A 25,473-nucleotide genomic window follows, 5' to 3' on the forward strand; every position below is an offset into this window, starting at 1 on the left:
GCGGGCGAACGCCTGGAACGAGTTTGCCGGGGCCGGCACCGGGGACATCCGTCCACACCGGACTGCCAGCTCGGATCCGGCGGTCCGCCGGATCCCGACCGGGCGGAGGCCACGGGCGGACAGGACGCGTCCCGGGCCCGGCCCGGGGCTAGTCGTTGAGGAAGGTGGAGATCCGGTCCCGCAGGTCGGCGCGGTCGGTCCAGGCGAACCCGGGACGGTCGTAGACGTGCAGTGTCGCCTGCGGCAACGCGTCGGCCAGCTCGGCGGCGATGTGGGTGGGGTGCAGGTCGTCGCCGACGCAGCCGATCACCAGGGCCGGTGCGGTCACCCCGGCCAGGGCGGCGAGGTCGGCCAGCGGGGACTGCTCCGGCAGGTCGGACAGACCGGCGGCGAGCCCGTCCCGCAGCAGCTGGTCGAGTCGCTGACGCAGGTAGGCCCAACCGGCCGGGGTGTTGCGGACCGACGGCGGCAGTTCCAGGGCGACCACGTCCGCCACGGCCGAGGCGTCGCCCCCGGCGACCGCGTCGAGCAGGTCGGCCAGTCGTTGCCGGGCGACCGGGCCACGCGGCCGGTCGAGGACGGCGGGCAGCAGGAAGACCAGTTTCTCGAACCGGTCCGGGCTCTCGACGAGCAGCCGGCAGAGCGCGCCCGCGCCGAGGCTGGCGCCGAACGCCCGGGTGGCGCCGCTGAGGTCCGCCACCGCCCGCAGGTCGCGGGCCAGGTCGAGGTAGCTCCACGGGCCGGGCGGGGCGTCGGAGCGGCCGTGCCCCCGGAACTGGAAGAAGACCCGTCGGCCGGTGACGGCGCTGCCGAACGGGCGGGTGGTGGCGATGCCGTTGCCGAATCCGTGGGCAAACACGGTGACCGGGTCACCGACGCCGGTGACCAGCCGTTCCAGCTGTACGTCGTGCGGGGTGGCGACCAGCTCGGTCTCCGGTTCCGGCAGGGCGGGTCGCCCGGTACGCGGTGCGCCGGGCCCGGGCCCCCAGGTGCGGGGTCCGCCGTCCGGCGGTGGCGGCCAGCGGAAACCCCTCACCAGAACCCTTTGCCGTCGTGCAGGTCACGCAGCCCGACCCGGACGTCCAGCAGGTAGATCAGGCCGGCCGCGATGCCGATCAGCCCGAAGATGCTCAGCGCGCCGAAACCAAGCAGGGTGAGCAGCATGCAGACGGCCAGGATCGCGATCCAGCCGCCCTTGGGGAGGGTGCCGATGGCCGGGAAGGCGTCCGAGCGCTGGGTGAACGCGTGCACCAGCGAGATGCCCTGCACAGCCAGGGCGAACACGAGCAGGATCAGATCGATCACGTAGACGAGGTGGAACACGAAGATCGGCGCGGCGATGGCCATGCCGGCCAGCATATGCCGACGGCCCCGGAAACGTCCGTCAGGACGCCCCGGGGCCGGTGTCGGCGACGGTCACTCGGCGGCCGGGCGGGTCCGCTTCGTGGTCTTCGGCTGCTTCGCTGTCGGGTCGGTGGCGACGGGCTTGGCGGCGACCTTGGTCGCGGCCGGCTTGGTCGCGGCCTTGGTGGCCCGGGACCGGGTGACCTTGGCTGCGGCCGGCTTGGCCTCGACGACCTGCGCCACGTCCGCCGGGGTCGGCGGGTGGTCCGTGTCGGCCTGCGCCACGGCAGCCGGGGTCGGGGTGCGGTCCTGGTCGGTCCCGGCCTGCGCCCCGGCCGGGACGGTGGCGTCGGTCGCCTCGATGTCGGCGTTGACGGTCTCGGCGGCCTCCAGCACCCCGGCACCGACCACCCGCTCACCCCGGGCGATCAACGCGCCGTACGCGGCCAGTGCCCGTTCCTGGGCCGCCTGCGCCCCGGCGAGCACCACGGCGGCGTTGCGGGTGGCGGCACCGCGCAGCTTGTCGAGGTCCAGCTCGGCGCGGAGCTTGTCCAGGTCCAGCTCGGCGCGGAGCTTGTCCAGGTTCAGCTCGGTGGGCGTGGCCTTCTCGCGCAGGCCGGTGGCGGTCAGGTTGGCGGTACGGAAGGTCTCGGTGGCCTTCTGGCGTAGCTCGAACCCGGTCACGACGGCCTTGCCGCCCCACTCGGCGGCGACCTTGGTGCCGTCGGCGACGACCCGGTTGCCCAGCTCGCTCACCACGGTCGGCAGCTTGCGCAGCTGCTGGATGGCCAGCTCCCCGGCACCGGCGGCGGCGTAGACGGGGGCCGGAATGCGGTTGGTCTTCGGCTGGGTCATGACAACTCCTCCTCGGCCGCTCCGGCGGCCTTGTCGTTGCTGGTCGTGGGCGCGGCATCCGCCGTGCCGTCATGGGTGCCGGCGGCGGGCGCGGTGCGCGTCCCGCTGGCGGTGGGCGCGGTGCGCGTCTCACCGGTCGCCGGTGGGGTCCCCACCCCACCGGTGGTGGGTGCGGTGCGCGTCTCACCGGTCGCGGGGGCGGGGGCGGTGCCCGCCTCGGTGACGGCGACCGATTCGAGGACGGCCTCGGTCGGGGTGCCCTCCGGGGTGACCGGTCCGGTGGCGGCCGGCGTCACCGTGGCCGCCGCCTCCGTCGGCCCGGTCGGCGTCGGTACGGCGTACGCGGAGGTCGGCGCGGCCGGTCCGGGGCCGGCGTCCGGGCGGTCCACCGCGGCGGCGGTCCGATCGGTGACGACCGGTTGATCCGTGCCGGCGACCCCGTCGGTGACCGTCTGGTCGGTGCCGGGGCGGTTCGTGCCGGCCGGCTCGTCCGTGCCGGGTTCCGCCGGGGCGGAGTGGTCGGCGGTGGCCTCGGACAGCCGGGTGTTCTCCCGCCGGAAGGTCTCGTATATCTGGCTGAGCGACTGTTTCTGCGCCATGTTCAGGTCGGGGTCGACCGCGATGGCGGCGAGCACTCCCTGACCCTCCTTGTCGTCGAGCAGCCCGGCCCGCAGGTACATCGCCGGGGTGGAGACCCGCAGCGCGCTGGCGAGCTGCTGGAGCACCTCGGCGCTGGGCTTGCGCAGGCCCCGCTCGATCTGACTGAGGTAGGGGTTGCTCACGCCGGCCTGCTCGGCGAGCTGGCGGAGCGAGATCTTGGCGTTCCGCCGCAGGTCACGGATGAATCCGCCGACGTCGGGTAGATCCTTGGGTGCGGCCATACCCCAACGGTAGTCCGCGCTGCTAGCTCCAGCAAGCAAAACGCTAGCCAGAGTTAGCAAGGTAACAGGAGGCAAAGTACGTTGCGGCCCGGGATGTCCGGTCGTAACTTGCACGGCGTGACCCAACAGATCGCTGTCAACGGCACCACCCTCGGCTACGACGAGGTCGGCACCGGCACGCCGGTGCTCCTGCTGCACGCGGGCATCGCCGATCGGCGGATGTGGCGCGAGGTGTGCGCCGCCCTCGCCGACCGGCACCGGACGATCGCGCTGGACCTGCGCGGCTACGGGGACTCGGCGCTGCCGCCGGAGTCCTTCGCCCACCGCGACGACGTGGTGGCGGTGCTGGACGCGCTCGACATCGACCGGGCCGCCCTGGTCGGCTGCTCCTTCGGCGGGGCGGTGGCGATCGACACCGCGCTGGCGTACCCGCAGCGGGTGTCGGCCCTGGCGCTGTTCGGCACCGCCGTCTCCGGGCACGAGTGGTCGCCGGACACCGAGGAGTTGTGGGACCGGCTGGTCGGTGAGGTCGACGAGGAGGACCTGGCGGCGAGCGCGGCCGGCGAGGTCCGGTTCTGGGTGGTCGGCCCGCACCGCCGTCCGGAGGATCTCGACCCGGCGCTCATCGCCTTCGCCGAGGAGTCGGACCGGCGGGCCCTCGCCGCCGAGCAGGCGTTGAGCGCGGTCGACGTCGTCGACCTCGACCCGCCCGCCATCGGCCGCCTCGACGAGTTGGACCTGCCGGTCCTCGTCACCGCCGGTGCCGTCGACATCCCCGACATCATCCGGCTGGCCGACCGGATCGCCGCCGAGGCCCCCCGGGCCGTCCGCCTGCCCGACATCCCCGAGGCCGCGCACCTGATCCCGGTGGAACGCCCCACCGAGGTGGCCGAGGCCCTCCGCGCCTTCCTGCCCTGACCGGCCCCGCACCCCGGGCCCGTCCCGCACCCTGGTGCGGCCCGGCCACGGATCGCCCGCAGCTCACCAGACGGGACGCACTCCACCGACCGGAAGAGCACCGCCGAGCAGGGGAACCTCCGCGTACTCGGTGAGGACGGGGGCCCGCACACCGAGCCGGCGCAGCGCGGAGACCAGCACCGGCATCCGGGCGCGGGTGGCACCGTCGTCGATCTTGAGGGTGACCGCGCCGACGCCGGGCAGCGCCGCCGCGATCACCCCCTCCGCGCCGATCTTGGCCAGCATTCCGGGTACGCCGCGCATCAGGCGGGTGTCGTCCGCCACGGTGCCGCCGACCACCTCCGGGTACGCCCGCATCGCGTCCGCCACCGTGCGCTCCGGGGAGCCGGGCTCGGCGGCCACCAGCCGCAGGTAGGCCCGGGCCAGCCCGGTCAGCGAGACCGCCAGCACGGGCGCACCACAACCGTCCACGCCGACCGCCGCCGCCGGCTCGCCGGTGAACTCCTCGATCGTGGCGGTCAGCCGCTGCTGCAACGGGTGCTCCGGCCGCCAGTACCCGTCCACCGGCCAGCCGGCCGCCAGGCAGGTCAGCAGCATCCCGGCGTGCTTACCGGAGCAGTTCATCGCCAACCGGCTCGGGCCACCACCGGCCCGCAGCACGGCCTCCCGGGCCGCCTCGCCGAACGGCAGGTCGGGCGGGCAGTGCAGGGCCCCCGGGTCCAGGCCCGCGGAGCCCAGCAGCGCCGCGACCCGGGCCAGGTGGAACTCCTCACCGGCGTGGCTGGCCGAGACCACCGCGACGTCGGCGGGGTCGGTCACCGCGAGCCCGGCCCGGAGCATCCCGAGCGCCTGCAACGGCTTGCTGGCCGAGCGGGGAAAGATCGGCGGGACGCCGTTCCCGGCACCGGCCACCGGCGCACCGGCGGCGTCGAGCACCACCACCGAGCCCCGGTGCACACCCTCCACGAACCCGGACCGGACCACCTCGGCGAGCGGCTCGCCACCCTCGTACGTCTTGGACACCTGGCGAAGGTACCGACGGGGGCCGGCACCCCGACACCCGGGTGACCTGCGACGTCGACCACCGGCGTACAGGAGTGCCGGGGCAGGCGCGGCTTACCGGGCGGACCTGCCCCGGCCGGGCCCACGGCGGGCCCCGACCCGGAACCGCAGCACCGGCCGGACCGGTCCGGCCCGCCGGGCGGGCTAGCGGAACAGCAACTGACGGGCTTCGGTGGTGGTCAGCGGGGGGCGCTGGGCGAGCTGCGCGAACCCGACCGCGCGGGCCACCAGCTGCATGTTGGACTCCACCGGGCGACCCTTGGTGTACGTCACGGTGTCCTCCATACCGACCCGCAGGTGACCGCCGGTGGAGAGCGAAGCCAGCAGCACCGCGATGGTGCTGCGACCGACGCCGGTGGCCGAGAAGGTGGTGCCCGCCGGCAGGTCACGCAGCATCTGCTGGGCGGCGACCAGGGTGGCGGTGGTGCCCGGCATCCCGCCCGGCACCCCCATCACGAAGTCGACGTGCACGTGCCCGCCGTACGGCAGGCCGTGCCGGTCCAGCAGGCGTTGCAGGGCGGTGAGGTGACCGAGGTCGAAGATCTCGTACTCGGGGAGGATGCTGCGCTCCTGCATCCGGGTGTGCAGGTCGACGATGAACTCCCACCGGTTGAGGAAGACGTCGTCGCCGAAGTTGACCGTGCCCATGGTGCAGGAGGCCATGTCCGGCGCGGCGTCCAGCACGGCCAGCCGGTCGGCCTCCGGATCGGTCACCGCCCCACCCGAGGAGAGCTGCACGATCAGGTCGGTGCTCTCCCGCAGCGCCGCCACGGTCTCCCGCAGCCGCCCCTGGTCGAGGGTGGGCCGGGCCTGGTCGTCGCGGATGTGGACGTGGATCACGGAAGCGCCGAGCGCCTCGCACTCCTTGGCGGTGAGCAGCAACTCGTCGAGGGTCACCGGCAGCGCCGGCACCTGCTCCTTGGCCGACTCCGCGCCCGTCGGGGCAACCGTGATCAACGTCCCTGTCGTCATGCCGGCGATGGTAGCCGCCCCGGCCGCCCCCGGTCGACGCCGCAGGCCGGCCCGACAGGAAGAACCGCACATCAGGAGAGAGAGACGCGAAGAAATTCCCGCCGAATCGGCTAGCGGTAGGCATCCTTACTTCGCCGACGAGCACAACCGGAGGCGGACCCACCGCCCGGGCGACGCCGGGAAGCACGGACCCACCGCCCGGGCGACGCCGGGAAGCACGGACCCACCGCCCGGACCATGCCGGAAAGCGCGACCCACTGGCCGGGACGGGCTACTCCGGGTCGATGGCCGCGGCGGTGTCGCCCACCGACAGCCGGGCGTCGTCGGCGAGGTTGCGTTTGACCACGGCGAGCGCGACCTGACCGAGCTCGTAGTGGTGCACGGCGGTGCCGACGAAGCCGACCGTCCGGCCGTCCAGGGTGACCGGGGTGCCGGACGCCGGCAGCTGGTCGGTGGTCACCCCGTCCAGGTGCAGCAGGACGAGCCGACGCGGCGGCCGGCCCAGGTTGTGCACCCGGGCGACGGTCTCCTGCCCCCGGTAGCAGCCCTTGTCCAGGTGCACCGCCGGGGCGATCAGGCCCGCCTCGGCGGGGATCGTCCGGTGGTCGGTGTCCACCCCGACCCGGGCCCGTCGGGCGGCCACCCGCACCGCCTCGTACGCCCACAGGCCGGCCGGGGGGACGCCGTGCTCGCGCAGCGCGGCGACGACCTCGTCCAGGGCGGGCCGGGGCACCAGCAGGTCCACCCCCAGCGGGACCCGACGGGCCCAGCCACCACCGGTCAGCGGCTGGACGTCGTACGAGACGGTGGGGCGGGGGGGCAGCTCGCCGGAGCGGAACTTCGGACCCGGCACCGCGAGCACCTCGGGGGCGGTCAGGCCGGTGACGCCCAGCGTGGCGACGGCCTCGGTGGCCTGCGGCCCGACCAGCGACAGCAGCGCGTGGCCGGCGGTGACGTCGCGCGGCTCGACCTGGCTGAAGAACCGCATCTTCTCCAGGTACGTCAGCAGGTCGGCGGTCATCCCCGGCTCGGTGTCCAGCCAGGTGGTCGTGCCGTCCTCGGCGACCATGGCGTGCTGCTCGACGTGCCCGTGCGGGCTGAGCACCAGCAGCTCGGTGCCCTGGCCGGGGCCGAGCGCGGCGAGGTGCTGGCTGGTCAGGGTGTGCAGCCAACCGATCCGCTCCGGGCCGGTGACGGCGACGACACCCCGGTGCGAGCGGTCCACCAGGCCGACCCCGGTGGCCAGGGTGCGCTGCTCGCGCATCGGGTCGCCGTAGTGCGCGGCGACGCCCCGCACCCCGGCCGCCCGGTGCCCGGCGTCCGGCTGGTCCCGGCTGGCCTCGTCGATCGCCTCGACGGCCACCGCTCCCGCGATGTCGATCATGTTGGTTCCCCGTCCTCACAGTTGCCGCAGACGCCGAAGAGCGCCACGTGCCCGATGTCCACCTGGAAGTTCCGCTCGGTGGCGAGCCGGTCGGCCAGCGGGCGCATCAGCTCCGGGTCGATCTCGTCGACCGCGCCGCACTCCCGGCAGACCAGGTGGATGTGCTGGTGCTCACCCGCCGCGTGATAGGTCGGCGAGCCGTGCGACAGGTGGGTGTGGGTCACCAGGCCGAGCCGTTCCAGCAGCTCCAACGTCCGGTAGATGGTGGTGATGTTGACCCCGGCGGCGACCTCCCGGACCGCCGTGTGCACCTGCTCGGGTGTGGCGTGCCCCAGGTCGAGCACGGCCTGCAGGACCAGTTGCCGCTGCGCCGTCAGTCGCAGCCCACGCGAGCGGAGCATTTCCGCCAGGGAGGATTCGGACACCGTCCGATCATAGTTCGGCCCGCGCCGGTCACCGCCCGCCCGCCACCGGGCCGCCGGGCGGGTCACGTCACCGGGCTCGGGGGTGCGACGGGTCACGCCGTTAGGCTCGGCGGTCATGGTGGCATCGAGGGTCGCCGTGCTCGGTCGGGGCGTCGTCCCCGCGACGGAGCCGGTGCTACGCGGGAACGACCTGGGTGTGCTGCGCGGGGACGGGCTGTTCGAGACCATGCACCTGCGCGGCGGAAACCCCTGGTTGCGTACCGCCCATCTGGCCCGGCTGCGGGCCGGGGCCGCCGCCCTGGAACTCCCGCTGCCCCCGGACGGGGCGCTTGTGGAACTGCTGGACGGCATCGCCGCCGGCTGGCCCACCGAGGTCGAGGGCGCATTGCGCCTGGTCTGCACGCGGGGGCCGGAGGGGGGTGGGCTGCCCACCGTGTACGCCACCCTGACCGAGGTGCCGGCCGCCGCGAAACGGCTCCGCGACGTCGGGGTCACCGTCGCCACCCTGCCCCTCGGGGTGCCGGCGACCGCCCGCCCCGAACTGTCCTGGCTCCCGGCGGGCATCAAGTCGATCTCGTACGCGACCAACAGCGCCGCCCGCCGCTGGGCCGCCCGCAGCGGGGTCGACGACGTGCTCTGGGTCTCCACCGACGGCTACGTGCTGGAGGGGCCCAGCGCGAACGTCGTCTGGCTGGACGGCGACACGCTCTGCACCGTCCCGGCCGCGCGTACCGGCATCCTGCCCGGCACCACCTGCGGCTGGCTGCTCGACCACGCCGCCGGGCTGGGCCTGGGACGGGCCGAACGGATGGTCACCCCGACCGGGCTGCACGCCGCCGCCGGGATCTGGCTGACCTCCTCGGTACGCGGTCTGGTCGAGGTCAGGTCCCTCGACGGCACCGGCCGCCCACCCGCCCCGCACACCCCCCGCCTCCAGGAACTGCTGGGCTTCGCCTGACTGTGAGCATGGCGGGGTCGGTTCATCAGTGGTGAGCTGATGGTCGGCAGTAGCAGGTGTGACCCTTCGCCTGACTGGTTTCGTGCCTTCGGCCGGACTTGTCCGTCTGCTACTGCCGGCGTCCGACCCGGCGGGAGACGTTTGGCCTGATCAGGAGCTTGACCGCCAGTTAGCGGCTGGCGTGTCTCATCACAGTCCTGCCATCTCCGCACCGGACCGGACCCTTGCGTCCCCACGGTTTGGAGAGAACGCATGTCCATGCTGGCAGATCTGGTCGAGGTCGTCATCGGCGTCGACACCCACAAAGACACCCACACCGCCGCCGTGCTCGACACCCGCACCGGCGGGGTCCTGGCCAGGGTCACGGTGAGCACCGATCCCGACGGCTACGCTGAGCTGGTGGCCCTGGCCGATGGGCAGTCGGGGTTGCGGGCCTGGGCACTCGAAGGCACCGGCGGCTACGGCGCCGGCCTTCACCGCCACCTGGCCGATGCCGGTGAGCTGGTCATCGAGCTGGACCGCCCGAAGCGGCCCGCCCGCCGGGCCGGGGCGAAGTCCGACCCGATCGACGCCGAACGCGCCGCCCGCGACGCCCTGGCCCGCACCACACTGGCGCAGCCCAAAACCGGGCCTCAGCGGGCCGCGTTACAGATGCGACTGACCGCCCGCAGAGCGGCTGTCGAAGCCGCCACCGCCGCACAACGGCAGCTACACGCGATGGTCATCACCGCCCCGGAGGCAGTACGCACCCGCTTCCGCGGGCAGAGCACCCGCGCGATGATCACCACCGCCAGCCGGCTGCGACCCACCACCACCAGCGGTGACATTGAGGCCACCACCGCGCTGACAGTGCTGCGTGACCTCGCCCGACGCATCCGGACACTGGAAGCAGAAGCCGCCGGCCACGAAACGGCGATCCGCGCGATCGTGCGTTCCTGGCGGCCCGACCTGCTCGACCTCACCGGCGTCGGACCAATCGTCGCCGCTACCGTACTCACCGCCTGGTCCCACCCCAGACGCTGCCGCAACGACGCCGCGTTCGCCATGCTCGCCGGCACCGCCCCGATCCCCGCCTCCTCCGGCAAGACCACCCGTTACCGCCTCAACCGCTCAGGCGACCGGCAACTCAACCGCGCACTACACACCGTCGCACTGTCCCGACTGCGCTACGACGAACGCACCCGCGCCTACGCCGACCGCCGCCGAGCCCAAGGCAAAACCGACCGAGAGATCAAACGCTGCCTCACTGGACGTCTTGTTCACGTTACGTCTGATTAGCCCGACCATACAACTGAAGATCATCGACCGGCCTGCCGGTTTCATTGCAGTTCCGCCCTGATCGACAGCATTCGCGAACGTCCAGCTTTAGCGCTTTTGCTACGCCATGAGTGTCTGGCTGGATTTTGTCCGCAAGTCGCTAACAGCCGGCACACTGCAGGGGCCGTCGCACTCATGTATTGCCCGGCTGGCCCACCCATATAGGGCCAAGGGCCTCAAAACGGCAAACGTGAATCAGGATCAGACGTCCTCTCAAGCGCTACATCGCCCGAGACCTCTACCGACGCCTCGAAAACCCACCCCACCCACTTGACACGCCATAGGAGCGTCCGGCCCGACCGGCGGATTGGCGGAGGTCAGCCGCCGGTCGGCTGAGTCCGGTGGCCGGTGGCGGAGGGTCAGCCGGCGACCCGGACCAGGCGGGCCGACAGGTGCGGGGAAAGGCTGTGACCCACACCCGCCATCTCCTGGGCGTAGAGCAGTGCCCCCTCCACGATGCCGAAGAGCCGGGCGCCCGCCGTCACCTCCTTGGCCGTGGCGGTACGCACCACCGCGTCGGTGGCGAACTCGATCTGGGTGCCCGTGCGCTTGCCGATGTGCAGCTCCATGATCCCCGTCGGGGTGGTCATCAGCGCTTCCAACTCGTCGGTGACCCGCTCACCATCCAGCACCGGACGCCACCAGCCCACCTCGCGCCCGGCCGGACGGATCGGACGGCTCTCCTCGTCGAGCAGCCACGCCCGCGACTCGTAGAACAGGAACGGCCGGCCGTCGTGGCTGATCCGGATCTCCTGGGCGTAGTCGAAGTCCTCGATGGTGGGGAACCCGCCCCGACCCCGACCCCGCCACACCCCGACGTACGGCAGCAGGCCGTCCAGCGCCGGGTGCAGCTTCGGACCGACCCGCAGGTCATGGCTCTCCTGGTAGGGGTACTCCTCGACCGGCGGCGCGTTCAACCACGGCGGCTGAAGGGGATTCTCGCTCACCGGCTCTCCTTCGTTCGCGACTGCGGGGCTCGCAACCCCGGCTCGCTCCTCGCGCTCACCCGGCCACCTTCGTTCGCGACTGCGGGGCTCGCAACCCCGGCTCGCTCCTCGCGCTCACCATTTACCTCTCGACAGGCGTACGGCCAGGTAGACCAGGCCACCGGCGAGCGCGCCGAGGCCGGCGACCAGCAGGCTGACGAACCCGATCTCGGTAACCATCATGGTCATCCTATGCTGGGTCCCATGGGCCGCACTCTCGTCGTCAAGGCCACCGCCGGAGCGGACGCCCCGGAGCGGTGCGCGCAGGCGTTCACGGTGGCCGCCACGGCCGCCGCCGCCGGGGTGCCGGTGTCGCTCTGGCTGACCGGTGAGTCCGCCTGGTTCGCCGTGCCCGGCCGGGCCGAGCAGTTCACCCTGCCGCACTCCGCGCCGCTGGCCGACCTGCTGGGCGTCATCCTCGCCACCGGGCAGGTCACCGCCTGCACGCAGTGCGTCGCCCGGCGGGACATCGGCCCGGACGACGTGCTGCCCGGCGTCCGGATCGCCGGGGCGGCCGTCTTCGTCGAGGAGGCGATGGCCGAGGGCGCGCAGGCGCTGGTCTACTGACAGCCGGCTGCGGAACGCACCCGCCTCCACCGTTCGGCCACACCGTTCGCCCGTTGTACGCGCACTGCCGATCCTGAACCCAATTGTCGTTTTGCTGCCTACCATTCGGGGGTGAGCCAGGCGACGGAGGAGTTCTTCGCATCGTTGCCGGCGCGCGCCCCGGCGATCCTGCGCGCCCCGGTCACCGGCACCCTCCAGATCGATCTCACCACCGACAACCGCACCGACCACTGGCTGGTACGGCTCAGCCCCGGCAGGGCCGTGGTGGACCGGGCCCGGGGCCCGGCGGACGCGGTGTGGAGCAGCAGCGCCGACCTCTTCGAACGGCTGGCCACCGGCACCGCCCAGAGCATCTCGGCGGTGCTGCGCAACGAGTCCACGTTCAGCGGGAACGTGATGCTGTTCCTGGTCTTCCGGCAGTTCTTCCCCACCCCACCCGGCGTCCGCGACCCCCGGGAGACCGCCCGCGAGCAGACCGGGCGGGCCTGATGCAGCAGCGGGTGAGCATCCTCGACGGCAACACCTTCCTGGTCTGCGACAGCAGCGGGGACGTCGAGCCGTCGTTCGACTTTCCCACCGGGATGTTCTCCTTCGACACCCGGTTCCTCTCCACCTGGCTGCTCACCCTCGACGGGGAGCGCCTGCACGCCCTCTCGGTCGACGACGCGCACTCCTACCAGACCCGGTTCTTCCTCGTCCCCGGCGAGCCGACGCACTACCTCGACGCCAAGGTGTCGATCATCCGCAGCCGGTCCATCGGCGGCGTCTTCACCGAGGAACTCACCGTGCTCAACCACTCCGGCCGGGAGGCGCGGTTCCAGTTGCGGCTGGAGATGGGCTCGGACTTCGCCGACCTGTTCGAGATCAAGCACCAGCGGCCGAAGAAGGGTCGGACCAGCGCGGAGGCCGGTGAGAACAAGCTGCGGCTGACCTACCGCCGCGAAGCCTTCCACCGGGAGGCGCTGATCGTCAGCAGCACCGACGCCCACGTCGACGAGCGCGGGATGACCTGGTCGATCACCGTCGAGCCGCACTCCGGGTGGAGCACCTGCGTGACCGTGACGCCGATCATCCACGGGGCCCGGGGCGAGGACGTCCGGGCGATCACCGCGCTGGGCGCCGCGCGCGGCCCGGCCGTCATCCGTGACGAGCAGGAGGCGCTGGTCGGTCGGGCCCCGCAACTCGGCTGCGACTGCGAACCGCTCGCCGGGGCGTACCGGCAGAGTCTGCACGACCTGGCGGCGCTGCGGTACGAGTCGATCACGTTGGGCGTCCGGCTGCTCGCCGCCGGTCTGCCCTGGTTCATGACCCTTTTCGGGCGGGACAGCATGCTCACCTCGTTGCAGGTGCTGCCGTTCCTGCCGGAGCTGGTCCCGCCGACGATCCTGATGCTGGCCGGGCTCCAGGGTTACCGGCTCGACGACTTCCGCGACGAGGAACCCGGCAAGATCCTGCACGAGCTGCGGTACGGCGAGACCGCCGGCTTCGAGGAGCAGCCGCACTCCCCCTACTACGGTGCGGCCGACTCGACCCCGCTGTTCGTCATCCTGCTCGACGAGTACGAGCGCTGGACCGGGGACGCCACGCTGGTCAAGCAACTGGAAACCCCGGTCCGGGCCGCGCTGCACTGGATCGACACCTACGGCGACCTGCTCGGCACCGGTTACGTCTGGTACCGCAGCCGCAACCCGGAGACCGGCCTGGAGAACCAGTGCTGGAAGGACTCCTGGGATGCCATCTCCTACGCCGACGGCCGGCTGCCCGGCTTCCCCCGCGCCACCTGCGAGATCCAGGGGTACGCCTACGACGCCAAGCGGCGCGGGGCGCGGATGGCCCGGCTGTTCTGGAACGACCCGGAGTACGCCGACCGGCTGGAACGGGAGGCGAAGGCGCTCAAGGAACGCTTCAACCGGGACTTCTGGATTTCCGAGAAGAACCACTACGCCCTCGCCCTGGACCCGGACGGCCGGCACGTCGACTCGCTCACCTCCAACATCGGTCACCTGCTGTGGAGCGGCATCGTCGACGAGCCCCGCGCCGCCCTGGTCGCCGAGCACCTGCTCGGCCCCCGGCTCTTCTCCGGCTGGGGGGTCCGCACCCTGGCCACCGACGAGGGCCGCTACAACCCGATCGGCTACCACGTGGGCACGGTGTGGCCGTTCGACAACGCCTTCATCGCCTGGGGTCTGAGCCGGTACGGCTTCCGTGAGGAGGCCGGCCGGATCTGCGAGGCGATGATCAACGCTTCGCGGTACTTCGACGGGCGGCTGCCCGAGGCGTTCGCCGGTTTCGACCGCACCCTCACCGACTATCCGGTGCAGTACCCGACGGCGTGCAGTCCGCAGGCGTGGTCGGCCGGCACCCCGCTGCTGCTGTTGCGGGTGATCCTCGGCCTCGAACCGCAGGGCGAGCATCTGATCATTGATCCGTTGGTGCCGGAGGGGATGGGCCGGGTCGAGCTGCTGGACATCCCGGGCCGGTGGGGTCGGGTCGACGCCCTGGGCCGCAGCCGCACCCCGCACGACCACGATCACCGCGACTGACCCGGCAACGGACGGACCGGCGGGCGGGGCGGGCCACGGCCCGATCAGGTGGGGCAGGCGTCGGTCCGATCAGGCGGGGCGGGCGTCGGCCCGATCAGGTGGGGCAGCCGGGCAGGGGTCGACCGGATCAGGCGGGGCAGCCGGGCGGGCGTCGACCGGACCAGGCGGGCAGCCGGGCGGTCAGGCGGGGCAGCCGGTAGAGGCGGAGAGCCGCAGCTGCGCGCCGGTGCCGTCGGCCAGCACGGTGGTCGGGCCGCTGCGGTAGGCGTACACCTCGGGGAGGTCGACCACCGGGGGGCCGGCGGCCAACGGGCGCAGGCCGGTCAGCGCGGCCGGTGCGGCCCCGGCCGTGACGGCGACGGTACGGGCGGTGCCGCCGCCCGGGCAGGGGGCGGTGACCGGTTGCGGGGCGGTCTGCGCCGCGCGGCCCAGGGCCGCCAGCGCGGCGTCCAGCGTCGGATCGGCCGACGCAGCCGGGGGTTGCGGATAGCCGGCGCCGACCGGGCGGCAACCGGTGTCGGCGGTCAACCGGACCCGGCCGCCGCTGGTGACCCGCCCCTGCACGGTGACGAACCCCCCCGCGTCGGCGCGCAGCCGGGGCCCCGCCGAGCCGGAGCGCACCCCGGCCTGCCAGTCGGCCGGCAGCCGGTCGGCGACCCGGTCCAGCAACGCCCGCTCGCCACCCTCGGCCACCAGCACGTCCAGCCCCCGGCTCAGGGTCGCACCGGCGGACATCGGGGTGATCCGGCAACCGCGCTCGACCTGTGGCCCGGTCAGCGCCCAGGCCCCGTCGCCGACCGCCACGACGAGTCGACCGAGGGCCCGGTCCACCACCGGGCCGGCTTCGGCGAGGGTGCGCTGCTCCCGCACGGTCGGCGCGTCGTTGCGCGCCGACCACCAGGTGAGCACACCCAGCAGCACCGCCCAGGCCACCGTCACCACCAGCAGCCAGCGCAACCGGCGGCGCGGCGCGGACGGGCCGGGCGGTGGGGCGTACCCCGGATGGACGGCACCACTCACCGGATCATCGTGTCACGGCCCCACCGCAGGCCGGCCGGGCGGTACGCCGAGCCGGTAGCCGACACCGCGCACGGTCTGCACCTGCGGGCAGCCCGGCACCGCGCGCAGCTTGCGGCGCAGCCGCTTGACCGCCGAGTGCAGGATCGCCGCGTCGCCCAGCCAGGCACCGCCCCAGACCGAGCCGAAGATCCGTTCGTAGCTCCAGACCGCCCCCGGGTCACCGGCCAGCCGGGCCAGCAGCTCCCGCTCCAACCGGGTCAGCGCCAACGGCTCCCCCCGCCAGGTGACCAGGTGACCGGCCGGGTCGACGACCAGGTCGCCGCAGCGCACCGGGGTCGGCCCGGTCGGTGGCGCGGCGGACGCCGGCGGGGTCGGGAAGAGCATGGCGCGTAGTTCGGCCAGGTCGGCACAGATCACCACCGGGCCGAGGTCGTCGAGCCGGCGGACCACCCGCTCCCGGACCGAGACGTCGGCGCTCACACAGACCACGAACGGGATGTCGACACCGGTCACACGTCCTCCCCAGGAGCGCACCTGCCGCCCGCTGCCGACGGTCCCGTCCGCCCACGACAGGTGCCGACGCGGCTGGAGTCAGCCTAACGGTCAGCGTGGCGCCTGGTTACTGACCAAATACTGACCGACCCGATCCATTGATCAGTATGGTTCTCCGGCTGAGCATGATGCACAGCGGCCGTGGGGGGCCGGCCCTCCAGCACCCACCACCGGCCGTCTCCCCCAGCCGCTCCGCGTGGCCACCACCACGGCACACGCGGCCGGGTCCGAACCGATCGGGCCCGACGACGTGGGGAGGAACAGCGTGCTCAGACGACCGACCGGACGACCGTCCCGGTGGCGATTGGTGGCCGCGCTCGCGGCCGGACTGTTGGGCCTCACCGCCCAGCCCGCACTACCCGCCGGTGCCGCACCGGCCGCGCCCCGGGCCACTGTGGACCAGCAGGTCCTCGACGGGCTCGCCGACGGCACCGAAACCTTCCTGGTCTACCTGCGCGAGCAGGCCCCGCTCGCCGACGCGGCCCGGCTGCGCAGCCCGGACGCCCGCGCCGGTGAGGTGCACCGACTGCTCACCACCACCGCCGAGCGGACCCAGCGCGACCTGCGCGCGGTGCTCGACGACCGCAAGGCCACCTACACCGCGTACTGGATCGCCAACGCGCTACGGGTGACCGGCGACCGGGCGCTGCTGGACGTCGTCGCCGCCCGTCCCGAGGTCGCCCGGATCTCCCCGACCCGCAGCTACCCGCTGATCCGCCCGGTCCGCAGCACTGACGCGCGGGCCGGCACCGACGCCGTCGAGTGGGGGTTGACCAACATCGGCGCACCCCGTGTCTGGGACGAGTTCGGCGACCGGGGTGAGGGCCTGGTCGTCGCCAACATCGACAGCGGCGTCCAGTTCGACCACCCGGCGCTGGTCAACTCCTACCGGGGCAACCTCGGTGGCGGCACCTTCGACCACAACTACGACTGGTACGACCCGGCCAACGTCTGCCCGCAGGACGCCCCCTGCGACAACAACGACCACGGCACCCACACCATGGGCACGATGGTCGGCACCGACGGGTCCGCCAACCAGGTCGGGGTCGCCCCCGGCGCGAAGTGGATCGCCGCCAAGGGCTGCGAGTCCAACAACTGCTCGGACGCCTCACTGCTGGCCGCCGGCCAGTGGGTGCTCGCCCCGACCGACCTCAACGGCCAGAACCCCCGCCCCGACCTGCGCCCCGACATCGTCAACAACTCCTGGGGCGGCGACGGCGGCGACCTGTGGTACCAGCAGACCGTGGCCGCCTGGCGGGCCGCCGGGATGTTCCCGGTCTTCTCCGCCGGCAACGACGGCCCGGCCTGTGGCAGTGCCGGCTCCCCCGGTGACAACTCCAACGCGTACGCGGTCGGCTCGTACGACGTGAACAACAACATCTCCGGCTTCTCCGGTCGGGGCAACGCCACCGACCCGGCCGGCTTGAAGCCGAACATCGCCGCGCCCGGCAGCAACGTGCGCTCCAGCGTCCCCGGCAACGGGTACGCGTCGTTCAACGGCACCTCGATGGCCGCCCCGCACGTGGCCGGCACGATCGCCCTGGTCTGGTCGGCCGCGCCCAGCCTGCGTGGTGACATCGCCGCCACGGAGGCACTGCTCGACCGCACCGCGACCGACGTCGACGCGACCACCTGCGGGGGCACCGCCGCCGACAACAACGTCTTCGGCGAGGGCCGGCTCAACGCGTACGAGGCGGTCCGGCAGGCCCCGCGCGGGCCGGTGGGCCAGGTCAGCGGCCGGGTCACCGACGCGGCCGGCGGCGACCCGGTGGCGGGTGCCACCGTCGCCACGGGCGAGCGCAGCGTCACCACCGGCACGGACGGCCGGTACACGCTGACCGTGCCGGCCGGCGAGACCACGCTGACCGTGTCCGCGTACGGCTTCCGGACCGCGACCGGCACCGTGACCGTCCCGGAGGACGGCACGGTCACCCGGGACTTCGCCCTGACGGCGACCCCGACGGTCACCGTCTCCGGTCGGGTCACCGACGGCTCCGGGCACGGCTGGCCGCTGTACGCCAAGATCGAGGTCGCCGGCCGGCCCGGCGCACCGGTCTTCACCGACCCGGTGACCGGCCGGTACTCCTTCACCGTGGCCGGCAACACCGACTACAAGCTCACCGTCACCGCGAAATACCCGGGCTACCGGACGGTGACCAAGGACCTGACCGTCGGCGCGACGGCCACCACCGCGGACATCCCGGTCCCGGTCGAGGCGGCCTGTGTCGCCGCCGGTTACACCGGCAGCCTCAGCGCGCCGCTGTTGTCGCAGAGCTTCGACGGCACCACCGCACCGGAGGGCTGGTCGGTGCGCAACCGCACCGAGAAGGGCGGCTGGGTCTTCAACGACCCGGGTGCGCGGGGCAACCTGACCGGCGGCACCGGCGGGTTCGCGATCGTCGACAGCGACAAGCTGGGCACCGGCAACACCCAGGACACCGACCTGATCGCCCCGCCGGTCGACCTGTCCGCCTCGGCCGCTCCGCTGCTGCGGTTCCGCAGCGACTGGCGGGCGGTCGGGATCAGTGACACCGCCGACGTGGACGTCTCCACCGACGCCGGGGCGAGCTGGACGAACGTGTGGCACCAGACCGCCAGCCGGCGGGGCCCCCGCGTCGAGGAGGTGCCGCTGACCCCGGCGGCCGGCGCGACCGGGGCGCTGGTGCGCTTCCGGTTCAAGGGCACCTTCGCCTGGTGGTGGCAGGTGGACGACGTCCAGCTGGTCAACCGGGACTGCACCCCCGTGCCGGGTGGCCTGGTGGTCGGCAACACCACCGACCGCAACACCGGCGCGGCCGTCAACGGGGTGACGGTGACCAGCGTCGACCGGCCCACCGACACGGCCGTCTCGGCGGCCACCCCGGACGACCCGAACCTGCCGGACGGCTTCTACCACCTCTTCTCGGGGCTGACCGGCGCCCACCCGTTCACCGCGTCCCGGCCGCCGTACACCCCGGTCACCCAGCAGGTGACGGTGGTGGCCGACAGCACCCGCCGGGCCGACCTGGCCCTGGCCGCGGGGCGGCTCACCGTCAGCACCACCACGATCGAGGCCCACCAGCCGTACGGCAGCACCCGCAACGCCAAGGTGACGGTCCGCAACACGGGCTCCGCCCCGGCGACCGTGGAGCTGCTGGAACGCGGTGGCGGGTTCGAGGTGCTGTCCACCGGCGGCGCACCGCTGCGGGAGCAGGTGGTCAAGGGGATCAGCACCGGCCGTACCGGTGCCCGGTACGGCGGCGGGAACGCCGACGCCGCGCCGCAGGCCGACGACGCCTGGACGCGGATCACCAACCTGCCCGCCGCGATCTACGACAACGCGGCGGCCAACCTGGACGGCAAGGTCTACTCGGTCGGCGGCGGTGGCGACACCGGCAACGAGCGCAAGGCCTGGGTGTTCGATCCGACCACCGGCGTCTGGACGGCGCTGCCCGACCTGCCGCACGCCCGTTCCAAGCCGTCCGCCGTGGGCATCAGCGGCAAGCTGTACGTGCTCGGCGGCTGGGGCGACGGCACCGGTGCCGAGCCGACGGTGGACGTCTTCGACCCGGCCAGCGGTTCGTGGAGCACCCTGGCCGGGGCGGTCAACCCGGCCCCTGCCGCCGCAGCCGGCACCGCCGTGGCGGGTGGCAAGGTGTACCTGGTCGGTGGCTGCGTCGACACCACCTGCACGGAGAGCAACAAGCTGGTGGTGTTCGACCCGCGTACCGGGACGTTCCGGGCCGGAGCGGCCTACCCGCACCCGGTCTCCTGGCTGTCCTGTGGCGGGATCGGTGCCCAGGTGTACTGCGCCGGTGGCGTCGCCGACGACGAGTACACCGACGCCTGGCGGTACGAGCCGGCGTCGGACACCTGGAGCCCGCTGCCGAACCTCCCGGTCGACCTGTGGGGCTCCCAGTACGCGTCGGCCGGCGGCATGCTGGTGCTGGCCGGCGGGGTGACGGGCGGCTCGACGTCGGTCACCAACCGGACGGTCGGCTTCGACCCGGTCGCCGGGGCGTGGCGGAACCTGCCGAACGCCCAGTTCAACAGGTACCGGGGCGCTGCCGCCTGCGGGGCGTACAAGATCGGTGGTTCGCCCAGCTCGTTCGTCGGCTCGGCGGACAGTGAGCGGCTCGGTGGGCTGGAAGGCTGCGCCGACGCCAGTGACCTGCCGTGGCTGTCCACCGCACCGACCAGCTTCACGCTGGCTCCGGGGGCGTCCCAGACGGTCACCGTCACGCTGACCGCCACGGCGGCGGCCGGGGTGCTCCAGCCCGGGGCATACTCGGGTGAACTGGGGATCACCTCGGACACGCCGTACCCGGTGTCGTCGGTCGGTGTCGAGATGAACGTCTCGCCGCCGAACAACTGGGGCAAGATCCAGGGCACGGTGACCGGGGTGACCTGCGGCGGCCAGACCGTCGGCGTCCCGGCCACGATCCGGCTGAACCTGGTCGGCTCGACCACCGGCACCACGCTCACCGCCGACGCCCAGGGCCGCTACGCCTGGTGGCTGCCGAAGGGCAAGTACGAGGTGATCGTGGCGAAGGACAGCTGGGTGCCCCAGGTCCAGCGGGCCGTCGTGGAAGCAGGCATCGTCGGCACGCTCGACTTCCGCCTGGCTCCGACGTCGACCTGTGCGGGCGCACGGGCCTCCGGCCTGTAGACCGGCTGACCGGCCCCACCCGGTGGCCGTCGACCCCGCCCGGGGTCGGCGGCCACCGCCATTCTCTCCCCCCGCCCTTTGGGCGGCGTCCGTCGTGATCCATCGCTATTGGGCCGATGTAGCGGTATCGGAGCGGGCGGATACCGCTACATCGGCCCAATGGTTGAGCTATCCCAGTGTGTGCGGCGGTGACGCCGCTCATCAGGAGCACGATTTCGGACGGACCACTCCTGCCGGCAGCCGGGTGTCGTCATTCGTTCTGGCACATCCCAAACGCGCGTTGCGCAGTCCGGTACCCCTCAGATCCGCCCCGAACAGGTTCGCGCCGCTCAGGTCCGCGCGGATCAGGTGAGCGCCGCCCAGGTTCGCGCCGCCCAGGTACGCACCCCTCAGATCAGCATGTTCCAGGATCGCGCCATCCAGATCCGCCCGGAGCAGGACCGCATCCCGCACATTCGCGTGGCCCAGGTCCGCACCTTTCAGGTCCGCCTCACCCAGATTCGCGTTGGCCAGATTCGCGTTACTCAGATCCGCGCCGAGCAGGTGCGACCCTTTCAGGTTGGCGCGGAGCAGGTCCGCGCCGCTGAGGTCCGCGCCGCTCAGGTCCGCGCCGGAGAGATTCAACCGGCGGGGACTCGGGTCCTCGTCACCCGCACCGACAGTGCCGTCGCGGGCGCTGTCGCGGCGGCCGAGCACGGTCAGCGCGGCCTGGATGTCAACCGGCGGGTTGGACCGGGCCAGGGAGCCTCGCGGGGAGCGGGAGGGCGTCGGAACGGCCGTCGCGGGGGCGTGGACCCGGACGAACGTGGCGAGAATGTCGACGACCGCGGGTTGGTCCGCAGCCGAGTCACGCATGATGCGTTCCAGTGCATAGATCGCGCCCAGTCGTACGTCGATCTTCTCCGCGCCGGCCTGGCCGAGTTGCTCGATGGCCTTGGAGAACCGGTCGGTGATCTGCCCCTGCGCGGTGAGCCGCTGCTGTTCCCGGTTGGCTTCGTTGGTGAGGTAGAGGCCGATGGCCACGAACAGAACCGACAGGATGCTGCCGACAGCCACCAGCCGCTGCCACGGGTCAGCTACGACGTCGATCTTTCCGGCTGGGACGAGTTCCAGCCGGGTCGTCGTAGGTCGGGAGGGACGTAAAGCCCTGTTCCTGGTCGGTGGCTGACCCGCAGCCCGCCATGGCCGTCTCGATGCGGGCACACCACTGTGTGGACCTCGCGCAGGCGGTTGATCGGCATCCGTGGACACAGGCACCATTAAACGCGGTGTGGGCCACTCTCCGAACACATGCGATCACCCTGCCACGGCGGTGGTAGCTGAACCGTCAGCTAGCGGTCAGGGCTTGCGCAGCCAGGTCGCCGGGTCGGTGATGTAGATGCCCTTGCCCTGGTGGCGGCTGATCACTCCGAGCGCCTCCAGCCGCACGTTGACCAGGTTGATCGTCGACGGACTGACGTTGAACCGGCTGCACTGCTCGCTGATCGAGGGCAGCTTGTCTCCCGGCTTGTACTTACCCGACCTGACGTCGGCGACGATCTCGTCGGAGATCCGGAGGTAGTCCGGGGTCGCAGGCATGGCACTCCTCGCGTGGCACCCGCGATTCGATCACGCTCTCATCACGGCGTGCAACTACGCGCTGCAACCGGTCGTTGACTCTTTCAAGTTCCTCAAATAAGTTGGTCGGCGAGCGCTCCTCGCGTGGCAACGAGCAGGGCTCTCCCCCGGCCGGGGTGGGTGCAGTGGAAGGGAAACCGCCCGCCCCGGCCACCTTCCACGGCAGCACGATCCCCCGCTGCCCCCTGCGGAGAGGTGGTCCCATCGTGTGCAGGTTCCTCCGGCTGTTCCGCCGGAACCGTTCGACGGCAACCGACCGACCCCCGACCAACCAGGTCCCGACCAGCCGTGCCGCGAGCAGCCGGACCGGCAACCGTCCCGTCAGGCGGTCCGGGCCGTCGGGGCGGCAGAACACCGGGCACCATCACGGTCCGGCGGCCCACCACCACCGACCGGTGGGGTACCGGCCGCTCTGCACGAGCCAGCTGCGGCAGCAACGGTTCCGGCGGTCCCGGCACGGGCTGGACCCGGCCGAGGTGGACGGCTTCCTGCACCGGATCGCCGACGAGCTGGCCGAGCTGCACGCCGAGCTGGCCCGTACCCGTGAGGAGAACGCGCGGATCAAGGGTGCGCTGCGCGACTGGCAGTCCCGGTTCGCACCCCGGGTGGTGCGGACGTGACCGCCGCGACCGGGCGCGAGCGGTTCGTCGTACACCTGACTGTCGCTGCCGACGACCTGCCGGCGGCGCGGCTGCTGGCCCGCGCGATCGGCCGGTCCCTGGCGTTCCTGCCGGAGCTGGTGCTCGGCGAGACGACCGTCTCCGAGGAGGGCGGGTCGGAACCGCAGCACCAGGTCTTCTGCGACCGGCGGCTCGGTGGGCGTCGCCGCTGCGTCCGGCGGATCGACCACCAGGGCGGCTGCACCTCGTGACGCGCCCGCCGGACGACCCGGGCGACTGCCGGGGCGGTGCCGACGCGAGGTGCCGGAGAGGGCTACGGCGCGGGGCCGGTCACCCCGGATGGGGTGACCGGCCCCGGGCCGATCGTGAGCGTGGGTCAGGCCACCGTGACGGAGACCTCGTTGATGCCCCGGTTGGCGGTCACGGCGGTGTCGCCGTTGCCGTGCCGGGACAGCGCCCGCAGGGTCCAGTTGCCCGGCGCGGCGAAGAACCGGAACTGCCCGGTCGGCGAGGTGACGACCTCGGCGGTGAACTCGCCTGTCGAGTCCAGCAACCGGACGTACGCGCCGGGCACGACGTCGCCCGACTCGGCCAGCACCTGGCCGGTGATGACGGTTTCCTTCTCCAGGTCCAGGCTGGCCGGCAGAGGCGCGGACTGGTCCGGCGCGGCGCAACCGGCGGCGGTGGGAGCGGTCATGGCTCAGGCCTCCCCGGGCTCGTCGCCGAGCGCCACCGGCACACCGACCAGCGAGCCGTACTCGGTCCAGGAACCGTCGTAGTTCTTCACGTTGGGGTGGCCGAGCAGCTCCTGCAGGACGAACCAGCTGTGCGAGGAGCGCTCGCCGATCCGGCAGTAGGCGATGGTCTCCTTGCCGTCGTCCAGCCCGGCGTCGGCGTAGATCTTGCGCAGCTCGTCGTCGGACTTGAAGGTGCCGTCCTCGTTGGCCGCCTTGGACCACGGCACGCTGATCGCGGTCGGGATGTGCCCGGCCCGCTGCGCCTGCTCCTGCGGCAGGTGCGCGGGGGCCAGCAGCCGGCCGGCGAACTCGTCGGGGCTGCGCACGTCGACCAGGTTCTTGGTGCCGATCGCGGCGACGACCTCATCGCGGAACGCGCGGATCGAGGTGTCCGGCTCCTGCGCGACGTACTGGGTGGCCGGGCGGGTCACCGCGTCCTTGACCAGCGGACGGGCGTCCAGCTCCCACTTCTTGCGACCGCCGTCGAGCAGCTTGACGTCGCGGTGGCCGTAGAGCTTGAAGTACCAGTACGCGTACGCGGCGAACCAGTTGTTGTTGCCGCCGTAGAGGACCACGACGTCGTCGTTGCCGATGCCCCGCTCGGAGAGCAGCGCCTCGAACTGGGCCTTGTTGACGAAGTCCCGGCGGACCTGGTCCTGGAGGTCGGTCTTCCAGTCGAGCTTGATGGCACCGGCGATGTGGCCGGTGTCATAGGCGGAGGTGTCCTCGTCGACCTCGACGAAGACGACGCCCGGGGCGTCGAGGTTCTTCTCGGCCCATTCGGCCGAGACGAGTGCGGTGTCGCGACTCATCAGATCACTCCCTGGTGAGGATGGGTGGTGAGCCAGCGCGGGTGGTGGAGATCGGTGATGTCGCACCATGCGCGGGACCCATAGAGGAACGGATCACGGGTTCGTGCGACGGCGCCGCTGCCGGGCGTTTCGGAGGGTGGGCACCGCAGGATCAGTGGGACCCCGGGTGCAGTGGCCGCTGGGCGGCCGGAGACAGCCCCGCCGTCAGATGACGGAGCGACACAGGCAGGTGGCCACGCGGCACAGGTCGACCGCGCGCCGTTTGGTGAGGTGCGTCCCCATGGTTTCGGAGCCTACCAGCCGTCCCGGAGAGTGCCAGGGGCCGACCACCATACGGGACGCGACCCGGCCGGCAAGGGACCCCGGGGCCGGGCCGCGTTCAGAACTGAGCGGTGGGTCAGCTTGCCGAGTTGATCGGGACGTCCTTCGCGTCGGCGGTCACCGTCAGCCCCTCCGGGCGCGGCTCGACCTTGCGCACGTTGAGCTGGAACGGCAGCGCCGGCAGGGGCACATCGACCGAGATACCCCGGGCGTAGTTGTTCAGCAGGGTCCGGGCCAGCGCCACGTTCGGCAGCCCCTGGGCATTCAGGTCGCTGAACTTCAACGCCACCTTGCCGCCGTCCGCCACGGTCACCTCGGCGGTACCGGTGACGGTGAGCTTCTGGCCGAGGATGTCGACCGGCGCGGTGACGGCCAGCTTGCCGTTCTGCTCACCGAGCTTGAGCCCCGGCCGGTCCAGCAGCTTGGCCAGGCTGTCGTAGGTGACCGTGCCGGTGCCGGCCACCGTCTCGGCCACCACCTCACCCTGCCCCGAGCGGATGGTGTCCAGCGAGGCACGCACGTTGCGGGCGTCCACGTCGAGCCGGGGCAGGCTGACCGCGTTGCCCTCCACGGAGCCCTTGACGTCGGTCAGCACGATCGAGATCCGCTCGTACCGGCCGTCGACCACCTGGGTGAGGAACGGGAACCCGCCCACGTCCACCTGGGGCGGCGCGGAGCTGGCGTTCTGCTTGGCGACCTCCTGGGTGACCTGGTCGGCGATGGCCCGTTCGGCCAGGCCGGCCGCCACCCGGTCGGCCACCACCAGCAGCCCGCCCAGGATCAGGACCAGGACGACCAGTACGACGAGCCACCTGCGCCCGCGCCGCCGGGGCCGCTCCTCGTACGTCTGCGCCACGCCCGTCTCCGTCCGTCGTCGCCGTCGCCGTCGCGCGACGTGCCGTCGTGGCCGTCGCGGTCCCGCGACGTGCCGTCA

At 72.5% G+C, this 25,473-nt stretch carries 25 protein-coding genes and 2 pseudogenes; 9 read left to right on the plus strand and 18 right to left on the minus strand.

Going from position 1 to position 25,473, the window contains the following annotated elements; genetic code table 11:
• Nucleotides 1-148: 148 nt before the first annotated feature.
• The 4 genes and pseudogenes from J7462_RS16865 to J7462_RS33660 form a co-directional block, all read right to left on the minus strand.
• Nucleotides 149-1,036, minus strand: coding sequence for an alpha/beta fold hydrolase (locus J7462_RS16865; protein WP_219464891.1), 888 nt, complete (start codon nucleotides 1,034-1,036; stop codon nucleotides 149-151).
• Nucleotides 1,033-1,347 carry a DUF2516 family protein gene (locus tag J7462_RS16870; RefSeq protein ID WP_091242743.1) on the minus strand — a complete coding sequence of 105 codons (315 nt, stop codon included), beginning with the start codon at nucleotides 1,345-1,347 and terminating at the stop codon, nucleotides 1,033-1,035. The genes J7462_RS16865 and J7462_RS16870 overlap by 4 nt, the downstream gene beginning before the upstream one ends.
• A 69-nt stretch (nucleotides 1,348-1,416) precedes the next feature.
• Entirely contained in the window at nucleotides 1,417-2,199 is a 783-nt protein-coding gene (locus J7462_RS16875) for a hypothetical protein (protein ID WP_219464892.1), read from the minus strand.
• 248 nt (nucleotides 2,200-2,447) lie between these two features.
• A pseudogene (locus J7462_RS33660) lies at nucleotides 2,448-3,080 on the minus strand (helix-turn-helix domain-containing protein); the annotation flags it as partial.
• Between the two features lie 117 nt (nucleotides 3,081-3,197).
• Between J7462_RS33660 and J7462_RS16885 the strand changes: the two are divergent.
• Nucleotides 3,198-3,998 (plus strand): alpha/beta hydrolase, encoded by an 801-nt coding sequence (locus J7462_RS16885; protein WP_308290921.1) that lies wholly within the window; start codon nucleotides 3,198-3,200, stop codon nucleotides 3,996-3,998.
• A 63-nt stretch (nucleotides 3,999-4,061) separates the two neighbouring features.
• Here the strand turns inward: J7462_RS16885 and J7462_RS16890 are convergent, their stop codons facing one another.
• The 4 genes from J7462_RS16890 to J7462_RS16905 form a co-directional block, all read right to left on the minus strand.
• Nucleotides 4,062-5,021, minus strand: coding sequence for an asparaginase (locus J7462_RS16890; RefSeq protein ID WP_219464895.1), 960 nt, complete (start codon nucleotides 5,019-5,021; stop codon nucleotides 4,062-4,064).
• A gap of 183 nt (nucleotides 5,022-5,204) precedes the next feature.
• Entirely contained in the window at nucleotides 5,205-6,032 is an 828-nt protein-coding gene (locus tag J7462_RS16895) for a 3-keto-5-aminohexanoate cleavage protein (protein WP_219464898.1), read from the minus strand.
• Between the two features lie 271 nt (nucleotides 6,033-6,303).
• Nucleotides 6,304-7,416 carry a folate-binding protein YgfZ gene (locus tag J7462_RS16900; RefSeq protein ID WP_219464900.1) on the minus strand — a complete coding sequence of 371 codons (1,113 nt, stop codon included), beginning with the start codon at nucleotides 7,414-7,416 and terminating at the stop codon, nucleotides 6,304-6,306.
• Nucleotides 7,413-7,817 carry a Fur family transcriptional regulator gene (locus J7462_RS16905; protein ID WP_219470400.1) on the minus strand — a complete coding sequence of 135 codons (405 nt, stop codon included), beginning with the start codon at nucleotides 7,815-7,817 and terminating at the stop codon, nucleotides 7,413-7,415. The genes J7462_RS16900 and J7462_RS16905 overlap by 4 nt, the downstream gene beginning before the upstream one ends.
• Before the next feature lie 139 nt (nucleotides 7,818-7,956).
• Between J7462_RS16905 and J7462_RS16910 the strand changes: the two genes are divergently transcribed.
• Both J7462_RS16910 and J7462_RS16915 read left to right on the plus strand, forming a co-directional pair.
• Entirely contained in the window at nucleotides 7,957-8,799 is an 843-nt protein-coding gene (locus J7462_RS16910; protein ID WP_219464902.1) for an aminotransferase class IV, read from the plus strand.
• A gap of 252 nt (nucleotides 8,800-9,051) precedes the next feature.
• On the plus strand, nucleotides 9,052-10,077 hold the full coding sequence (locus tag J7462_RS16915; RefSeq protein WP_219464903.1) for an IS110 family transposase: 1,026 nt from the start codon (nucleotides 9,052-9,054) through the stop codon (nucleotides 10,075-10,077).
• Nucleotides 10,078-10,475: 398 nt separating this feature from the next.
• On the opposite strand, the gene J7462_RS16920 is transcribed toward J7462_RS16915, so the two are convergent.
• Together J7462_RS16920 and mtfM are read right to left on the minus strand one after the other, a co-directional pair.
• On the minus strand, nucleotides 10,476-11,063 hold the full coding sequence (locus J7462_RS16920; RefSeq protein WP_208567886.1) for an FABP family protein: 588 nt from the start codon (nucleotides 11,061-11,063) through the stop codon (nucleotides 10,476-10,478).
• A 114-nt stretch (nucleotides 11,064-11,177) separates the two neighbouring features.
• Nucleotides 11,178-11,282, minus strand: a complete 105-nt coding sequence (gene mtfM / locus J7462_RS32980; RefSeq protein WP_067315095.1) for a small membrane protein MtfM — start codon at nucleotides 11,280-11,282, stop codon at nucleotides 11,178-11,180.
• A 12-nt stretch (nucleotides 11,283-11,294) separates the two neighbouring features.
• Between mtfM and J7462_RS16925 the strand changes: the two genes are divergently transcribed.
• The 3 genes from J7462_RS16925 (at nucleotide 11,295) to J7462_RS16935 (ending at nucleotide 14,212) form a co-directional block, all read left to right on the plus strand.
• Nucleotides 11,295-11,669 carry a DsrE family protein gene (locus J7462_RS16925; RefSeq protein ID WP_208567885.1) on the plus strand — a complete coding sequence of 125 codons (375 nt, stop codon included), beginning with the start codon at nucleotides 11,295-11,297 and terminating at the stop codon, nucleotides 11,667-11,669.
• Between the two features lie 111 nt (nucleotides 11,670-11,780).
• A complete protein-coding gene (locus tag J7462_RS16930) occupies nucleotides 11,781-12,158 on the plus strand; it encodes an SCP2 sterol-binding domain-containing protein (protein ID WP_219464904.1) in 378 nt (125 codons plus the stop codon).
• Nucleotides 12,158-14,212 carry a glycogen debranching N-terminal domain-containing protein gene (locus tag J7462_RS16935; protein ID WP_219464905.1) on the plus strand — a complete coding sequence of 685 codons (2,055 nt, stop codon included), beginning with the start codon at nucleotides 12,158-12,160 and terminating at the stop codon, nucleotides 14,210-14,212. Before J7462_RS16930 ends, J7462_RS16935 begins: the two co-directional genes overlap by 1 nt.
• A gap of 180 nt (nucleotides 14,213-14,392) precedes the next feature.
• On the opposite strand, the gene J7462_RS16940 is transcribed toward J7462_RS16935, so the two are convergent.
• Complete coding sequence (locus J7462_RS16940; RefSeq protein WP_219470403.1) at nucleotides 14,393-15,169, minus strand: hypothetical protein; 777 nt, start codon at nucleotides 15,167-15,169, stop codon at nucleotides 14,393-14,395.
• Between the two features lie 75 nt (nucleotides 15,170-15,244).
• Nucleotides 15,245-15,745, minus strand: a complete 501-nt coding sequence (locus J7462_RS16945) for a winged helix-turn-helix domain-containing protein (RefSeq protein ID WP_308290922.1) — start codon at nucleotides 15,743-15,745, stop codon at nucleotides 15,245-15,247.
• A 304-nt stretch (nucleotides 15,746-16,049) separates the two neighbouring features.
• Here J7462_RS16945 and J7462_RS16950 point away from each other — a divergent pair, with 304 nt between their 5' ends.
• Nucleotides 16,050-20,432, plus strand: coding sequence for a S8 family serine peptidase (locus tag J7462_RS16950; protein WP_374197526.1), 4,383 nt, complete (start codon nucleotides 16,050-16,052; stop codon nucleotides 20,430-20,432).
• Nucleotides 20,433-20,633: 201 nt separating this feature from the next.
• Here the strand turns inward: J7462_RS16950 and J7462_RS16955 are convergent, their stop codons facing one another.
• Nucleotides 20,634-21,488: a pentapeptide repeat-containing protein gene (locus J7462_RS16955; RefSeq protein ID WP_219464907.1), complete on the minus strand. Its 855-nt coding sequence runs from the start codon at nucleotides 21,486-21,488 to the stop codon at nucleotides 20,634-20,636.
• A 282-nt stretch (nucleotides 21,489-21,770) separates the two neighbouring features.
• Entirely contained in the window at nucleotides 21,771-22,010 is a 240-nt protein-coding gene (locus tag J7462_RS16960; protein WP_219464908.1) for a winged helix-turn-helix domain-containing protein, read from the minus strand.
• Between the two features lie 434 nt (nucleotides 22,011-22,444).
• On the opposite strand from J7462_RS16960, the gene J7462_RS33345 reads away from it, so the two are divergent.
• Nucleotides 22,445-22,669 (plus strand): DivIVA domain-containing protein, encoded by a 225-nt coding sequence (locus J7462_RS33345; RefSeq protein ID WP_374197527.1) that lies wholly within the window; start codon nucleotides 22,445-22,447, stop codon nucleotides 22,667-22,669.
• Nucleotides 22,666-22,914 (plus strand): annotated as a pseudogene (locus J7462_RS16970) (hypothetical protein); the annotation flags it as partial. The gene J7462_RS33345 and the pseudogene J7462_RS16970, both read left to right, overlap by 4 nt.
• Before the next feature lie 131 nt (nucleotides 22,915-23,045).
• Here J7462_RS16970 and J7462_RS16975 read toward each other — a convergent pair.
• From J7462_RS16975 to J7462_RS16985, 4 genes are all read right to left on the minus strand, one after another.
• Complete coding sequence (locus J7462_RS16975; protein ID WP_208567878.1) at nucleotides 23,046-23,366, minus strand: DUF1416 domain-containing protein; 321 nt, start codon at nucleotides 23,364-23,366, stop codon at nucleotides 23,046-23,048.
• Between the two features lie 3 nt (nucleotides 23,367-23,369).
• Nucleotides 23,370-24,218, minus strand: coding sequence for a sulfurtransferase (locus J7462_RS16980; RefSeq protein WP_208567877.1), 849 nt, complete (start codon nucleotides 24,216-24,218; stop codon nucleotides 23,370-23,372).
• A 204-nt stretch (nucleotides 24,219-24,422) separates the two neighbouring features.
• Nucleotides 24,423-24,551, minus strand: coding sequence for an Ms5788A family Cys-rich leader peptide (locus J7462_RS33665; protein ID WP_357538098.1), 129 nt, complete (start codon nucleotides 24,549-24,551; stop codon nucleotides 24,423-24,425).
• A 64-nt stretch (nucleotides 24,552-24,615) separates the two neighbouring features.
• A complete protein-coding gene (locus tag J7462_RS16985; protein ID WP_219464911.1) occupies nucleotides 24,616-25,395 on the minus strand; it encodes a DUF2993 domain-containing protein in 780 nt (259 codons plus the stop codon).
• Between the last annotated feature and the right edge of the window lie 78 nt (nucleotides 25,396-25,473).

The organism is Micromonospora sp. RL09-050-HVF-A (genome assembly GCF_019374995.1).
GTDB classification, from domain to species: domain Bacteria; phylum Actinomycetota; class Actinomycetes; order Mycobacteriales; family Micromonosporaceae; genus Micromonospora; species Micromonospora antibiotica.

Bases quoted from the DNA above. Each gene is read 5' to 3' on its own strand.
- mtfM (WP_067315095.1), bottom strand. From the start codon at position 11,282: ATGGTTACCGAGATCGGGTTCGTCAGCCTGCTGGTCGCCGGCCTCGGC.
- J7462_RS16875 (WP_219464892.1), bottom strand. From the start codon at position 2,199: ATGACCCAGCCGAAGACCAACCGCATTCCGGCCCCCGTCTACGCCGCC.
- J7462_RS16905 (WP_219470400.1), bottom strand. From the start codon at position 7,817: ATGCTCCGCTCGCGTGGGCTGCGACTGACGGCGCAGCGGCAACTGGTC.
- J7462_RS16925 (WP_208567885.1), top strand. From the start codon at position 11,295: ATGCTGGGTCCCATGGGCCGCACTCTCGTCGTCAAGGCCACCGCCGGA.
- J7462_RS16870 (WP_091242743.1), bottom strand. From the start codon at position 1,347: ATGGCCATCGCCGCGCCGATCTTCGTGTTCCACCTCGTCTACGTGATC.
- J7462_RS16895 (WP_219464898.1), bottom strand. From the start codon at position 6,032: ATGACGACAGGGACGTTGATCACGGTTGCCCCGACGGGCGCGGAGTCG.
- J7462_RS16915 (WP_219464903.1), top strand. From the start codon at position 9,052: ATGTCCATGCTGGCAGATCTGGTCGAGGTCGTCATCGGCGTCGACACC.
- J7462_RS33665 (WP_357538098.1), bottom strand. From the start codon at position 24,551: ATGGTGGTCGGCCCCTGGCACTCTCCGGGACGGCTGGTAGGCTCCGAA.
- J7462_RS16975 (WP_208567878.1), bottom strand. From the start codon at position 23,366: ATGACCGCTCCCACCGCCGCCGGTTGCGCCGCGCCGGACCAGTCCGCG.
- J7462_RS16900 (WP_219464900.1), bottom strand. From the start codon at position 7,416: ATGATCGACATCGCGGGAGCGGTGGCCGTCGAGGCGATCGACGAGGCC.
- J7462_RS16910 (WP_219464902.1), top strand. From the start codon at position 7,957: ATGGTGGCATCGAGGGTCGCCGTGCTCGGTCGGGGCGTCGTCCCCGCG.
- J7462_RS16980 (WP_208567877.1), bottom strand. From the start codon at position 24,218: ATGAGTCGCGACACCGCACTCGTCTCGGCCGAATGGGCCGAGAAGAAC.
- J7462_RS16935 (WP_219464905.1), top strand. From the start codon at position 12,158: ATGCAGCAGCGGGTGAGCATCCTCGACGGCAACACCTTCCTGGTCTGC.
- J7462_RS16960 (WP_219464908.1), bottom strand. From the start codon at position 22,010: ATGCCTGCGACCCCGGACTACCTCCGGATCTCCGACGAGATCGTCGCC.